This is a genomic window from Limosilactobacillus panis DSM 6035 (genome assembly GCF_001435935.1).
In the GTDB taxonomy this organism is placed as follows: domain Bacteria; phylum Bacillota; class Bacilli; order Lactobacillales; family Lactobacillaceae; genus Limosilactobacillus; species Limosilactobacillus panis.
Genome location: NZ_AZGM01000016.1, coordinates 24,531 through 39,533, shown reverse-complemented (window position 1 = coordinate 39,533; position 15,003 = coordinate 24,531). Strand labels below are relative to the sequence as shown.

The 15,003-nt window shown below is 52.5% G+C and carries 13 protein-coding genes; all 13 read left to right on the top strand.

The features are described 5' to 3' along the window. The first annotated feature begins 12 nt into the window (after nt 1–12). The 13 genes from FD32_RS00940 (at nt 13) to trmD (ending at nt 15,001) form a co-directional block, all read left to right on the top strand. Nucleotides 13–1,722 carry a DAK2 domain-containing protein gene (locus FD32_RS00940; protein ID WP_047768933.1) on the top strand — a complete coding sequence of 570 codons (1,710 nt, stop codon included), beginning with the start codon at nt 13–15 and terminating at the stop codon, nt 1,720–1,722. Between the two features lie 81 nt (nt 1,723–1,803). After that, nucleotides 1,804–3,840, top strand: a complete 2,037-nt coding sequence (gene recG / locus FD32_RS00935; protein WP_047768935.1) for an ATP-dependent DNA helicase RecG — start codon at nt 1,804–1,806, stop codon at nt 3,838–3,840. A gap of 16 nt (nt 3,841–3,856) precedes the next feature. Further along, nucleotides 3,857–4,888 (top strand): phosphate acyltransferase PlsX, encoded by a 1,032-nt coding sequence (gene plsX, locus FD32_RS00930; RefSeq protein ID WP_047768937.1) that lies wholly within the window; start codon nt 3,857–3,859, stop codon nt 4,886–4,888. A gap of 36 nt (nt 4,889–4,924) precedes the next feature. Next, a complete protein-coding gene (acpP, locus tag FD32_RS00925) occupies nt 4,925–5,185 on the top strand; it encodes an acyl carrier protein (protein ID WP_047768939.1) in 261 nt (86 codons plus the stop codon). Between the two features lie 200 nt (nt 5,186–5,385). Continuing rightward, nucleotides 5,386–6,084, top strand: coding sequence for a ribonuclease III (gene rnc, locus FD32_RS00920; protein ID WP_047768941.1), 699 nt, complete (start codon nt 5,386–5,388; stop codon nt 6,082–6,084). A gap of 18 nt (nt 6,085–6,102) precedes the next feature. Beyond that, nucleotides 6,103–9,675 carry a chromosome segregation protein SMC gene (gene smc / locus FD32_RS00915; RefSeq protein ID WP_047768943.1) on the top strand — a complete coding sequence of 1,191 codons (3,573 nt, stop codon included), beginning with the start codon at nt 6,103–6,105 and terminating at the stop codon, nt 9,673–9,675. Nucleotides 9,676–9,677: 2 nt separating this feature from the next. Next, nucleotides 9,678–11,213 carry a signal recognition particle-docking protein FtsY gene (gene ftsY, locus FD32_RS00910; RefSeq protein WP_056962085.1) on the top strand — a complete coding sequence of 512 codons (1,536 nt, stop codon included), beginning with the start codon at nt 9,678–9,680 and terminating at the stop codon, nt 11,211–11,213. A 12-nt stretch (nt 11,214–11,225) separates the two neighbouring features. Beyond that, nucleotides 11,226–11,567: a putative DNA-binding protein gene (locus FD32_RS00905; RefSeq protein WP_047770356.1), complete on the top strand. Its 342-nt coding sequence runs from the start codon at nt 11,226–11,228 to the stop codon at nt 11,565–11,567. Between the two features lie 3 nt (nt 11,568–11,570). Continuing rightward, a complete protein-coding gene (gene ffh, locus FD32_RS00900; protein WP_047770354.1) occupies nt 11,571–13,019 on the top strand; it encodes a signal recognition particle protein in 1,449 nt (482 codons plus the stop codon). A gap of 86 nt (nt 13,020–13,105) precedes the next feature. Further along, nucleotides 13,106–13,381, top strand: a complete 276-nt coding sequence (gene rpsP, locus FD32_RS00895) for a 30S ribosomal protein S16 (RefSeq protein WP_047770352.1) — start codon at nt 13,106–13,108, stop codon at nt 13,379–13,381. 12 nt (nt 13,382–13,393) lie between these two features. Beyond that, complete coding sequence (locus FD32_RS00890; protein ID WP_047770349.1) at nt 13,394–13,654, top strand: KH domain-containing protein; 261 nt, start codon at nt 13,394–13,396, stop codon at nt 13,652–13,654. An 82-nt stretch (nt 13,655–13,736) separates the two neighbouring features. Beyond that, entirely contained in the window at nt 13,737–14,243 is a 507-nt protein-coding gene (gene rimM / locus FD32_RS00885; RefSeq protein ID WP_047770347.1) for a ribosome maturation factor RimM, read from the top strand. Further along, nucleotides 14,243–15,001, top strand: coding sequence for a tRNA (guanosine(37)-N1)-methyltransferase TrmD (gene trmD / locus FD32_RS00880; RefSeq protein ID WP_047770345.1), 759 nt, complete (start codon nt 14,243–14,245; stop codon nt 14,999–15,001). Before rimM ends, trmD begins: the two co-directional genes overlap by 1 nt. Nucleotides 15,002–15,003: the final 2 nt, after the last annotated feature.

Genomic DNA, 15,003 nt, shown 5'->3' with positions numbered 1-15,003 from the left:
AGGAATTTTTAATTGGCTGTAACAGAAATTACAAATCTTGAATTCGGCAAGATGGTACAAGCTGCCGCTGACAAGTTAAATAGTAAGGCAGATTTCATTAATTCCCTAAACGTGTTTCCCGTTCCTGATGGTGATACCGGGACGAACATGGCTTCATCGATGTCCAGTGGTGCTAAGTATGAACGTGAGGAATCCAGTACCAAGGTTGGTGACCTGAGTGCCGCCCTTGCTAAGGGCCTTTTGATGGGGGCCCGGGGAAATTCTGGGGTTATCCTATCCCAGATTTTTCGGGGCTTTGCCAAGGCTGCGGCTGGTAAGGACACCCTGAATGCCCAGGACTTTGTTAACGCGTACGCTAATGGGGCTAAGGTCGCCTATAAGGCTGTCATGAAGCCAACGGAAGGGACCATTCTGACGGTTGTCCGTGAATCCGCCCAGGCGGGGTTGAACAAGGTCAAGGAGACTGACGACCTGGTTGAAATTATTGCCGCAATCTTCGCGGCGAGTGAAAAGGCCCTCGCCAAGACCCCTGACCTTCTGCCGGTTTTAAAGGAAGTCGGCGTGGTTGACTCCGGTGGTCAGGGACTGGTTTACGTCCTCGAAGCCTTTGACGAATCGTTGAGTGGTAAGAAAATTGAAAAGAGTGCCGAATACAAGCCGGACAAGGCCGAAGTCGACGAAATGGTCAACGCCATGGACCACCAGAGTGTTCAGGGTAAGCTCGACCCGGCCGATATCAAGTACACTTACTGCACCCAGATGCTGGTCCGTCTTGGTAAGGGAAAGCAGGTTACGAAGAAGTTCGACTACGATACCTTTTACAATTATCTGGCTAAGCTGGGCGACAGCCTCTTGGTATTAAATGATGATCAGGTGGTCCGGGTCCATGTTCACACGGAGCACCCGGGACAAGTCCTCAGTTGGGGACAGGAGTTCGGTGACCTTCAGACCATTGAAATTCACAACATGGTTTGGCAACAAGAAGAGATCATGGAACACGATGGCGAAGAAGACCAGCAGGAGCCAACACCCGTTGAAGGGGCAAAGGAAGCGGAGGAAGAGACTGTCGATACGGCCCTGATTGCTGTTGCTTCCGGTGACGGGATTATTAAGCTCTTGAAGAGTCTCGGTGTCACCCACATTATTAGTGGGGGCCAGACGATGAACCCAAGTACCCAGGACATTGTTGATGCCATCAACAACAGTGGTGCCAAGAAGGCCCTGGTCCTGCCAGACAACGGGAATATCTTCATGACGGCAGAGCAAGCAGCAGAAGTTGCTGATATCCCAACCAAAGTTGTCCACACTAAGACGATTGCCCAGGCGATGTCAGCCCTGTTGGCTTATAACACTGAAGACTCCCTGGATGACAACCAGCGGAACATGGAGGCCAACCTGGCAACGGTTGCTAGTGGTGAGGTGACCCACGCGGTCCGTGACACGACGATTGACGGTCAAAACATCAAGAAAAACGACTACTTAGGAATCGTCGACGGTAAGATTGTAATCACCAATCCAGACATGAAGACGACCGCGATCGGAATGGTCAAGAAGATGCTGGATGAGGACAGTGAAATTGTCACGATTCTCTATGGTGAAGATGGCGATAAAAAAACTGCTGAAGCAATCAAGGAAGCGGTTGAAGACGTCGATGACGAACTCGATATCCAGATCTACGAAGGTGGTCAACCAGTCTACCCATACCTGATCTCGGTTGAATAATTAACGGGATTTGTAAATTAAATTTTCGAAGGGATGTCGGCATTTTGTCACATCCCTTTTCTGTAACGAGGGGGGATATTGATGAAAAGCCTGCAGGATTCGGTTGCAAACTTAAAAGGGGTCGGCCCCAAGCGGGTTGCCGACCTGGCTACTCTGGGAATTGATACTGTCGGCGACCTGTTAACCTATTACCCCAGTCGCTACGACGATGTGACTCCGGTCGACCTGGCAACCGTCAAGGATCGACAGAAAGTCACGGTCCAGGGGACCATAGTGTCAGAGCCTCTCCTAACTCGGTACGGGTACCGTCGCAGCCGGCTCAGTCTCCGTATTCAAGTCGGCCAGCAAGTTATCATGGCAACCTTCTTCAACCAGGCCTACCTGGCAAAGAAGGCCCAGCTAAACGAACAGGTGACGGTGATGGGCAAGTGGGATGCCCGCCGGCGCCAGGTTACGGCCAATAAGCTGCTGACCGCGGCGGACGAAAAGAAGAAGTCCTCCGGGGCGGTGTACCCGGTTAATAAGCATATTCGTCAGGTGACGTTGCGGGGCTTGATTCGCCAGGCCTATGACGACTACTGGTCGGTTATCCCTACTCTGATTCCGACGCCCCTTCGCCAGCGCTACCGCCTGCTGGATCGCCAACAGATGATCCATGACCTCCACTTTCCAAAAGACGCGGGAAAGGCAAAGGCGGCGCGGCGGACGGCAACTTACGAGGAGTTCTTTCTCTTCCAGCTCCGCCTCCAGGCACTGCGGCGGGCTCGTCGACAAAGGAACGGGAACCGGATTCTCTATCATAATGACGAATTGAAGGAATTTATTGCCGGGATTGGTTTCGAGTTGACAGGGGCCCAGAAAAGGGTGGTCAACGAGATCTGCCGCGATTTACGGGAGCCCTACCAAATGAACCGCCTCCTCCAGGGGGACGTTGGCTCCGGGAAAACAATCGTGGCGGCCATCGCCATATACGCCACCATTAGTGCTGGTTACCAGGCCGCATTAATGGCCCCCACGGAAATTCTGGCGGCCCAGCACGCTGAAAAGCTATCGAAGGTCTTTGAAGGGACCCATGTTCACGTTGGCCTTTTGACCGGGTCCTTGACGGCCAAGCAGCATCACCAGCTGGCCACGGCAATCAAGGATGGGTCAATTAACCTCATTATCGGGACTCATGCCCTGATTCAGGATAATGTGGAGTACGCTAACCTCGGCCTGGTTGTGACTGATGAACAGCACCGCTTCGGGGTTAACCAGCGGCAGCAATTACGGGAGAAGGGGAATAACCCGGACGTTCTCGCGATGACCGCCACCCCGATTCCGCGGACCCTGGCCATTACGGCTTACGGTGAAATGGACGTTTCCATAATTGATGAGATGCCCGCTGGCCGGAAACCAGTTGAAACCCGTTGGCTCAAGATTAGCCAACAGAGTGAGGCCCTTCATTTCTTAGAGGCCCAGCTTGCTGATGGCGCCCAGGCCTACATCGTCAGCCCCTTGATTGAGGAATCGGCGGCCCTCGATGTTCAAAACGCCACTGACCTTTATCAGGAGATGGCCAAGTACTTCGCCCCCCAATACCAAGTAGGCCTTCTCCACGGCCGGATGACCGGTGAGGAGAAGGAAAACATCATGCACCAGTTCAAGGACGGCAAGCTCCAGGTCCTGGTCTCTACCACAGTAATCGAGGTCGGGGTCGATAACCCGAACGCTACTGTCATGATGATCTATAACGCTGACCGCTTCGGTCTCGCCCAGCTCCACCAACTACGGGGGCGGGTTGGTCGTGGTGACCGGCAGAGTTACTGCCTTTTGCTGGCGGACCCGAAAACCGACGAGGGAAAGGCCCGGATGAAGACAATGGTGGAAACTACGGATGGATTCAAGGTTGCTCAGCGAGACCTGGAACTTCGGGGCTCTGGGGATGTCCTGGGGAACAAGCAGTCGGGGGTTCCCGACTTTAAGGTTGGTGACCCGGTGGGGGACCTGAAGATCCTTCAGATTGCCCGTCAGGACGCAGCTAACTTATTAATGACGCCGCACTGGGATGAGCAAGATGATAATCAACCGCTGGTGCTGTACTTACAACGCCACCAGCTTCAAACACACTTTGACTAAACAAGGAGGAAATAAAATGAAAATTGCTGTTGATGCAATGGGTGGCGATAATGCTCCCCAAGCAATTATTGAAGGAGTAGAACAAGCACGGGACCAATATCCGGATCTTGAATTCGACCTGTTTGGTGACCCTGCTAAGGTAAAGCCTTTGATTAAGAACAATGACCGGTTGACCATTAAAGCCACCACTGAGGAGATTTCAATGGGTGAAGAACCAGTTCGGGCGATTCGGAAAAAGAAGGACTCCTCCATTGTCCGGGCGGCCCGCGCGGTGAAGGATGGGCAAGCAGATGCCTTTTTCTCTGCCGGGAATACGGGGGCGGTTTTGGCCGCTGGAATTTTTATTGTTGGCCGAATTAAGGGAATTGACCGTCCCGGACTAACTAGTATTCTGCCAATTACTAAGCCGGGTGCTGACCGCCATAGCTTTGTTTACTTAGATAGTGGGGCAAACGCCGAAAGCAAGGAGCGCAACCTTGTTCAATATGGTTATCTGGGTAAATTTTATGCCGAAAACGTTCTGAAGGTTAAGAATCCACGGGTAGCGCTCTTAAATAACGGGGCCGAAGAAGATAAGGGTGATAAACTCCATAAGGCGGTTTGGCAGGATTTAAATGCCGAAGAGGGGTTAAATTTCGTTGGTAATATTGAGTCCGGCGACCTCCTATACGGAAAAGCTGACGTTGTCGTCAGTGATGGCTGGACAGCCAATGCTGCTTTGAAGGCGACCGAAGGAACCGCTAGAATGTTACTAACCTTGATTAAGAGTGGAATATTGAATGGTGGTCTTCGGGCTAAGTTAGGTTACCTCTTCTTAAAGCCGGTCTTTTACCAGATTGGTAAGAAGATGGACGTCTCCACTTACGGAGGAGCCGTTTTACTTGGCTTAAAGGCGCCAGTTGTAAAAACGCACGGTGCTTCGGATGCTAAGGCGGTTAAGAATACCATTGGACAGATTAGGAAGATGCTCACTTCAGGAGTTATTGAAAAGACGGTAGAATTCTTTAGTCAAGCTTCCGTAGTAGACAAGCAGGGCAAAAACGAATAAAATAGGAGCGTACTTAATAAAGAGAGGTTATTTACCATGACTGAAAATGATAATAATCGTACCCAAATTTTTAATAAGGTTTCTGAAATCGTGGCCGATCATTTTGATATCGACCGGGCCAAAATTACGGATGATTTGAACCTCAAGACGGATTTGGACGCCGACTCAATTGACTTTGTTGAATTCGTTCTCGAACTTGAAGATACATTTAACGCTGAGATTGCCGATGACGAAGCCGAAAAGCTGAGTACCATTGGTGAAGTGGTTGATTACATCGACCAGCACACAGCTGATTAAGCACCAAAGAGGGTGGGAAAGTTACAGTTTTCCCACCCTCCTTTCGATTCTTGAATATTAGGCAGTAATTGCGGGGGAAAAGCGCGTTTCTAGTGTTTTTTCCCCAGCTTCTTTTAGAAAAAGGCTGCGCAGGAAAAGACTTGTCTAGTATAATAGGAAAGAATCAATATTTTAATGAAAGATAAGAAAGGAATAGGTTTATGATTAACGAACTGCAAGATTACTTGGCCAAGGAATTTGATATTCACTTTGCTGACCCGAGTTTATTAGCAGAAGCCTTTACCCAGGCTTCCTACGTTAATGAACACCCCAACCAGCACCTGAAGTTTTACGAACGGATCGAATTTCTTGGCGATGCCGTGTTGGAATTAATTGTCTCTGAATACATCTATAAGCGTTACCCCCAACTACCCCAGGGAAAGCTGACCCGTCTGCGGGCGGCGATGGTCTGCGAAGATAGCTTCTCTAAATTTGCCAAGGAGTGCCACTTTGACCAGTATATCCGTTTGGGGCACGGGGAGGAGATGGCAGGTGCTCGTCAGCGTCCGGGCCTTCTCTGTGACATCTTTGAATCATTCGTTGGTGCCCTCTACCTTGACCAGGGGCGGCCAGCCGTGGAGAAGTTTGTTCACCGGGTGATCTTTCCAAAGCTTGACATGGGTTGGTTTGACCATGCCGTTGATGCCAAAACCAGTCTCCAGGAATTCCTACAACGCGATGGGGATGTCTTGATTGAATACCACCTCCTGGATGAACAGGGGACGGAAAACGATCCACAGTTCCACGTTAATGTTTCAGCAGATGGCAAGGTCATTGCTGAAGGGCGCGGGTCCTCGAAGAAGCAGGCAGAGATGCAGGCGGCGAAGAAGGCGTTGGTAAAGCTCCGCACTACGAAGTAACGTTGAGAGAAGATAAGCATGCAATTATTGTCGTTAACTTTAGATGGTTTTAAATCATTTGCGCACAAAACCACGATTAAATTTGAAGAAGGAATGACGGGGATTGTTGGCCCCAACGGTAGTGGAAAGAGCAATATCATCGAAGCCATTCGCTGGGTGATGGGTGAACAGTCGGCCCGCCATCTTCGTGGGGATAAGATGGCCGACGTGATTTTCAACGGTTCGACTGACCGGGCTCCGCTGAATCGGGCTCTGGTTTCCATTACCTTTGATAACAGCGACCACTACCTGGCCAGTAACTTTACCGAGCTGACAATTACCCGGAAGCTTTACCGTAATGGAGACAGTGAGTACCTGATTAACGGGCAAAAGGTCCGCTTAAAAGATATTGTCGACCTCTTTATTGATTCGGGTCTGGGTCGGGAGTCATTTTCCATCATCTCCCAGGGCCGAATCGAAGCGGTCTTCAACGGGAAACCAGCTGACAGGCGGGCCATCATCGAGGCGGTCGCCGGAGTTGCCAAGTACCGGAAAAATAAGGAAACTGCCGAAAAGCGGCTGTCCGCTACGATGGATAACCTTAACCGGGTCAATGACATTATCAGCGAGCTAAATAGTCAGTTGGAGCCCCTTGCTGACCAGAGTGCCCTGGCGAAGGATTATCTTGAGCAGAAAAAGCAGCTGGACCTGTTTGACCGCACCCAGCTGGTCCGCAGCTATGATCGCGTGCACGAGCAACTGACGGCCACGACGGGCAAGGTTGCCCAGGCGAAACGGTTGGCCAATCAGTACCAAGACCAGGCCAAAGTGGCCGCCAGTAAGCTGACGAAACTGAAGAAGCAGCGGGCGGACCTTTTGAACGAGAAGGACCGCCTCCAGCAGGCAATTCTTCGGCAGACCGAGCTGATTGCCGGCTACAATAGCAAGCAGTCGGTCTCCACAGTCAAGCATCAACAGCAGCAACGTGAGCGCGACCGCCTCCAGGACCAGCTAGCCAAGAATAAGGTTGCTGCTAGTTCAATCCAGGACCAGCTAGCAGACCTCAAGAAGCAAGAAGCCAGCCACCAGGCGGCTATGGAAAGCCACCAGACGGACCTGGCGGATGCCGAACGACTGACTGGCCAGGAGCAGATTGCTAAGCTCCAGGGCCGCCTTAATCACTTGCGCGACCAGCAGATTAACCTCCTCCAGAAGCAGACGACTCTCCACAACCAGGAAAACTTCCTGAAGCAGGGTCACCAGCAGCGTTTGAGCCAGGAAAAGCAGAGCAATGCTGACCTGGCCACTAGACAGGAGAAGCACGCGGCACTGGAAAAGCGGGGACAGTTGGCCCAGGACAAAATTGACCAATTGACGGCCAAAGTTAAGGACTGCCAGGCAAAACTAGCTGATACCCAGCAGAAATTAGCCGACCTGACGAACCAATATCAGGAGACCCAGCGGCAGTGGTACCAGGCCCTCGGAGATGCCCATTCGACCGAATCCCAGATCAGGAACTTCCGGGCAATGGAGGAAGAGTATGCCGGCTACTACCGGGGCGTCCAGGCGGTTCTGAAAAACCGCCAGCAGTTCCCAGGCCTTGCCGGGGCGGTCAGTGAGCTGGTTGAGGTGCCGGCCAAGCTGACGACGGCGATTGAAACCGTCCTTGGCGGCCAGCTCCAGCAGCTGGTGGTTGACAGTCAGACAATGGGAAAGCAAATCATCCACTACTTGATTAACAAGCGGGCTGGCCGGGTGACCATCCTGCCGTTGAATACTCTGAGCTCTCGGCAGCCGGTGATGGTCAACCCGACGGTGGTTAACTTGCCAGGCTACATTGGCCGGGCAACCGACCTGATCAAGTACGAAAACCGCTACCAGATCATCGTTAATCACCTCTTAGCCAACACGGTCATCGTGGATAACCTTGACCATGCTACGGCGGTGGCCCGGGCTGGTCACCATCAGTTACGGGTAGTCACCCTGGATGGCCAGCTAATCAACGCTAGCGGGGCAATGACCGGTGGAGCGAACCGCCACCACCAACACGGTCTGCTGAGTCAGAGGCAATCGGGTAAGAAACTAGATGCCCTCTTGAAGCGCCAGCAGGACCAGGCTAAACAATTAGAAAAGCGGGTGGCGGCTTTACAGGCCTCCCACCAGCGGTGGCAGGCCCAGGTAACCGCCCTCCAGGAGAAGCTGCACAGTTACCAGGGTCAACTACAAGATGCCCAGGGGCAATCCAGAATCTTAGAAGACCAACGGGCGGAAATTGAAAGTCAGATTAGCACCTTGAAGCGTCAGTTTGCCCTCCAAGATGACCAACACCAGGACTTCCAGTCCGCCTTGGCCGATAACCAGGCAGCCCAGAAGACCACTGACCAGCAGTTGGCCCAGGTCCAAGCGGATACCCAAGAGGTTAACCAGCAGATTCGGGCTCTTCAGACAGACGCCGATAGCCAGAGCGAGCGGATTCACCAGCTCAGACAGTGGCTCGCGGTGGCCAAGGAACGCAGTCAGCAGTATGACCGGCAAAAGCAGAATTTTGACCACCAGCTGGCCGAACTGAACGCAGCGGCTGAACAGCTCCGCAACCAACGCGACCAGCTCGCCCGGGAACTCCAATCGGCAGATGATACTACGGAGTCTACGGCGGCGGCCCTGGCAATGGCTAAGAAGAAGCTAATGGCCCACCAGGCCCAGCTAAAGGACTTAAACCGGCAGGTCAGCCAGGTCGAGGACCAGGTGGCGGCGGCCGAAAATGACCACCAGCGTCTCCAAGAACTCGAGCGGGCGGCCAAGGATGACTTAAATGACTTAAACGAACGACGGGTTCGCAGTGAGGGCAAGATTGACCAGCTGCTTAACCGCCTGAACGATAACTATTCAATGACAATTGACGCGGCCCGCCAAAAGGTTGACAAGGAGATCAGCGATTCTCAGCTGGCAATCCGCTTGAAGCTTTTACGGCGGGGAATTGCCGAACTGGGCGAAGTCAATGTCAGTTCAATTGAAGAGTATGACCGGGTTAAGGAGCGGTATGATTTCCTGAAAGGGCAGCAGACCGACCTCCTGGAGTCTCGCGACCAACTCCAACAAACGATGGCCGAGATGGACGGCCAGGTCGAGCAGCGCTTTACCGAAACTTTTAAAAAGGTCTCGGCGGCCTTTAATGAGACCTTCCAGCAGATCTTTGCGGGCGGCCAGGCCAAGCTGGTCTTGACCGACCATCACGATCTCTTGAACACGGGGGTCGACATTATGGCCCAGCCACCAGGCAAGAAGAACCAACACATGAACTTGCTTTCCGGTGGGGAACGGGCCCTGACCGCAATCACCCTCTTGTTTGCAATTTTGAAGGTTCGGCCGGTGCCGTTTGCCATCCTGGATGAACCGGAAGCGGCACTTGATGAGGTCAATGTGCAGCGCTTTGCCAACTATCTCAACCGCTTCGGCAAGACAGGGCCACAGTTCATCGTTATTACCCACCGAAAGGGAACAATGATGGGGGCTAACGTTTTATATGGGGTCACCATGCAGGAATCCGGGGTCTCCAAAATGGTCTCCGTTGATGTCGTTGAAAATTTGAATGAAGAAAACAAGGAGGAATAGTCATGGGATTATTTGATATTTTCCGCCGTCATAAAAAGAAAAAACAGGAAGAATCAGCGGCCACTAGCGCCCCAACCACACCAGTATCAGCGGCTAGTGCCCAGCCAACGAGCCCCACTAGCGAGGCGGCCCAACCAACGACGCCGGCACCTGCGGAAACGCAACCGACGCCTGCCGAAGAGGAATCAGCGGCCCAAACAACACAAACCACTTCAGCACCCACTGAGCCAACAACAGCTCCAGAATCGACCCAGTCGACGACCGCGCCAAGCAGTGTGGCTAGTGAGCAGCCACAGCCAACTAAGGCCCGCAGTGCCGAACCAACGACACCGGAACCAGCAGTGAGTGCGGCCCCAACCGCACCGCGTGAAGAACCAGTGTCTGCTAGCGAGACTGCGCCTACTGAACCGGTATCTACCAGTGTCCAGTCGACTGCCCCAGCATCGACGAGCGTAACCGAGCCAAAATCTGCCAGTGCGGCCCCAACCACTCCGGCATCGACAAGTACTACCGAGCCGGCACCGGCCAGCGTTGCACCAACTCAACCGACAACGCCCGAACCGGCGGCAAGTGAGGCCCCGGCAGCGGATACGGAAGACAGGACAGAGAAAAAGTATGACAAGGGATTGGAGAAGTCACGGACCGGTTTTGGTGCCCGGCTGAACCGTTTCTTGGCTAACTTCCGCCACGTCGATGAAGATTTCTTTGACGACCTGGAGGACATGCTGATTGAATCCGATGTCGGTTACGACATGGCGATGAAGCTCAGCGACGAGCTCCGCGAAGAGGTTAAGCTGGAGAACGCCAAGAGCAAGCAGGACGTTTCTAACGTCATCATCGAAAAGATGGTCGATCTCTACGACGAGGCCGGGAAGGACGAAAACCCAGACCTGCAGATGGCTAAGGAAGGCCCAACCGTGATTATGTTTGTCGGCGTCAACGGGGCCGGCAAAACGACCACCATCGGGAAGATGGCGGCTCTCTTCAAAAAGCAGGGTAAGAAGGTCCTGCTGGCGGCCGCCGACACATTTCGGGCCGGAGCTACGGAACAGCTGGATGTCTGGGCTAAGCGGGACGGTATCGACATTGTCACCGGACCAGAGAACGGCGACCCGGCGGCGGTTGTTTTCGATGCAGTCCAAAAGGCGAAGAAGGAGGACTATAACATCCTCTTCGTTGATACGGCTGGTCGGCTGCAGAACAAGGTCAACCTGATGAACGAGCTGGCCAAGATGAAGCGGATTCTGACCCGGGAGATTCCGGACGCGCCCCATGAAGTCCTGCTGGTCTTAGACGCCACGACGGGGCAAAACGCCCTCAACCAGGCTAAACTCTTCAAGCAGAGTACCGACGTCACGGGAATTGTCCTGACCAAGCTCGACGGGACGGCTCGTGGGGGGATTGTCCTGGCAATCCGGAACGAACTCCACCTGCCCGTCAAGTACGTGGGCCTTGGTGAAAAGGTCGATGACTTGCAGAAGTTTAACGCCAGTGACTTTGTTTACGGCCTCTTCAAGGGCCTGGTTGAAGTCGACTAGGGAGATACCGCGATGGAAATTGAAAAGAACTACCGGATCAACTCCCTCTTTGAGTTTTACCAGCCGCTCTTGACCAAGAAGCAAAACGACTACTTGGAGCTCTATTATGGGGATGATTATTCTCTCGGCGAGATTGCCGAGAACTTTCACGTGAGTCGCCAGGCGGTTTATGATAATATCAAGCGGACAGAGAACATTTTGGAAGACTACGAAGCCAAATTGCACCTTTACGCCGAGTTTCAGGCGCGCAACAAGCAGGCGGACGAGATTCAAAATTACGTTCGTACCCACTACCCAGACGATACCAAGCTGAACAACTTGGTTGGCCATTTGGAAAGTTTGGAGGAAGAATAAACAATGGCATTTGAAGGATTAACTGAGCGCCTGCAAAAGGCTATGGAAAAACTACGGCGCAAACCTAAGGTCACGGAAGCGGACCTCCGGGAAACGATGCGGGAAATTCGCCTCGCCCTCCTGGAAGCCGACGTTAACTTTAAGGTCGTCAAGAACTTTGTAAAGATAGTCCGGGAAAAAGCTGCTGGAGCCGAAGTACTGAAGGGGTTGAACCCTGCCCAGCAAATCGTCAAGATTGTTAACGAGGAATTGACTAAGCTGATGGGGGAAGAAGCCGTTCCCCTAAACAAGGCCAAGCATATCCCAACCGTTATTATGATGGTCGGACTCCAAGGGGCCGGTAAAACGACCACCGCGGGGAAGTTAGCCCTGCGCCTAAAGAACGAGGACCACGCCCGGCCACTGTTCATCGCGGCCGACGTCTATCGGCCAGCCGCCATCACCCAGCTGCAACAGGTGGCATCGAAGATCGACGTGCCGGTCTTTGAGAAGGGGACGGACGTTGACCCCGTGGAGATTGTCCGCGAGGGGATGGAAGTTGCCAAGAAGAACCATAATGACTACGTGATCATCGATACGGCCGGGCGCCTGCAGATTGATGAACAGCTGATGGACGAATTGGCCAACATCAAGAAGCTGGTCAACCCGAACGAAATTCTCCTGGTAATCGACTCGATGACCGGGCAAAATGCAGTCAACACCGCCGAAGGATTTGACGATAAGCTCGATATCACCGGGGTTGTCCTGACCAAGTTAGATGGGGACACCCGTGGTGGGGCTGCCATGTCAATCCGGGCGGTCACTGGGAAGCCAATTAAGTTCGTCGGTGAAGGGGAAAAGATGGAAGACCTGGACGTCTTCCACCCTGACCGAATGGCTTCGCGGATCCTGGGCATGGGGGACATGATGACCCTGATTGAAAAGGCCCAGAAGAACTTTGACGAAGAGCAGGCCCAGGAAACCATGGATAAGATGCGGGAAAATACCTTTGACTACAATGACTTCCTCGCTCAATTAGACCAGGTAACCAAGATGGGGCCGATTGAAAATATTATTAAGATGATGCCGGGAATGGCGAACAACCCCGCATTGAAGAATATTAATATTGATCCAAAGCAGTTTGCCCACATCAAGGCAATTATTCTCTCAATGACGCCTGAAGAGCGGGAGAACCCTGATTTGATGAACCCCAGCCGGCGCCGGCGGTTAGCTGCTGGTGCGGGGCGGCCAATTGTGGAAGTTAACCGGATGATCAAGCAGTTTAACCAGATGAAGAAGATGATGAAGCAGGTCACGAATGGCAATATGAGTGGTATGCAGAATATGTTTGGTGGCCAGATGCCTGGTGGTAAGATGGGCCAGATGGCAATGAACCGGATGGCGCGGAAGATGAAGAAGGACAAGGCCAAGCAGATCAAGAAACTGCGCAAGCTCCGCAAGAAGAGAAAATAATTTAGACTGTCAAGAAAAACTACTTTACATTCTCTTCTAAGACTGGTATATTATTACCTGTTAAAAGAATTCATGGAGGTGCAAAAATGTCTGTTAAAATTCGTTTAAAGCGTATGGGTTCTAAGAAGCGTCCATTCTACCGGATCGTTGTTGCCGACTCACGTTCACCACGTGACGGTCGTTTCATTACTGCTTTAGGTACTTACAACCCATTGACTACTCCTAAGGAAGTCAAGTTTGATGAAGACGCTGTTATGGATTGGCTTCAAAAGGGTGCCCAACCATCCGACACTGTTCGTAACATGCTTCAAAAGGCTGGCGTTATGAAGAAGTACCACGAAGCTAAGTACGCAAAGAAGTAGTGATGAGTTATCATGACTGAGACAGATATAGAGGCGCTGATTCGTAGTTTAGTAACCCCACTTTTAAACCGTCCGGATGCCCTATCCATTACCCAAGACGATAGTGGCCGTTATCATCAGTACATTGTTGATGTTGACCCGGGGGATGTCGGTCGGCTGATTGGTCGGCAGGGACATGTTGCGGCGGCGTTACGTACCGTTGTTGAGGGGGCCCGTTTTCGGCGTTCTAACTCTAAAAAAGTCCGGTTACTGATTAATGATCATCGTCACTAATAAAAAGAGGCTGGGGAAAAACCTTGTGTTTTCTCCAGCCTCTTTCAGCTTTTCTGCACTTTGTACGATAAGGAGGCAAAAATTGAATTTCTTTAATGTTGGAAAAATCGTCAATACCCACGGCATCCGCGGTGAGGTCCGGGTCATGCCAACCACCGACTTCGTGAAGGAACGGTTCGCGGCGGGTCACCGGCTCTACCTGGACATGAAGGAGGAACCGCTGGAATTAACCGTTGAGAGGGCCCGTCAGCATAAGGGCTTCCTTTTAGTTAAGTTTGCGGGATATGACAACATCAACGATGTTCTGAACTTTCGGGACCATGAGTTAATGGTCACTGAAAAGGACCAGCAGCCCTTGGAAGACGGCCAGTACTATTACCGGCAAATCATCGGTCTGACCGTAAAGACCCTGGAAGGTGAAGAGCTGGGTACGATTAAGGAAATCATGGCGCCGGGAGCCAATGACGTTTGGGTTGTGGACCGGCCGGACAAGGCGGACCTCCTCTTGCCAGTGATTGACGACGTGGTTAAGAAGGTTGACCTTGAGAATCACCAGGTCCTGGTTGAATTGATGGAGGGGTTGGAATAATGAAAATTGATATTTTGAGCCTGTTCCCGGATATGTTCCAGGCTACCCTGGGCGAGTCAATCATTGGTAAGGCCCAGGAAAGTGGCTTCCTGGATATTAAGGTGACGGACTTCCGGGACTACACAACGGATAAACATAATCACGTTGACGATGCCCCGTTTGGTGGGGGTGCCGGGATGCTCCTCCAGCCGCAGCCAATCTTTGACGCCATGGCGGCAATCGATAAGGAGAACGCGGGTAAGTACCCTAAGGGCCGGGTTATCTTGATGGATCCAGCTGGTCGGCGCTTTGACCAGGAGTACGCCCAGGAGCTGTCACAGGAAGAGCACCTGACCTTTATCTGCGGTCACTACGAGGGTTACGACGAACGAATTCGCCAGCTGGTGACCGATGAGGCCTCCCTCGGTGACTATGTCCTGACTGGGGGCGAGCTGGCGGCGATGGTAATGATTGACGCTACGGTCCGCTTCGTTCCCGGGGTCTTAGGTAACATGTCCTCACCGATGGGTGATTCCTTCTCTAATGGTCTTTTGGAGTACCCCCAATACACCCGACCAGCTGACTTCCGGGGGATGAAGGTCCCCGAAGTCCTCACCTCTGGCAACCACCAGAAAATTAAGGAATGGCGGATGAAGGAGTCCCTGCGGCGGACCCTCCACCGCCGGCCGGACCTCCTCAAGTCAGCGAAGTTGAGCCGAAAACAGCAGCTGATGCTCCAGGATATCAAGCTGGACGAGAACCCGGACGTTCCTGACTAATG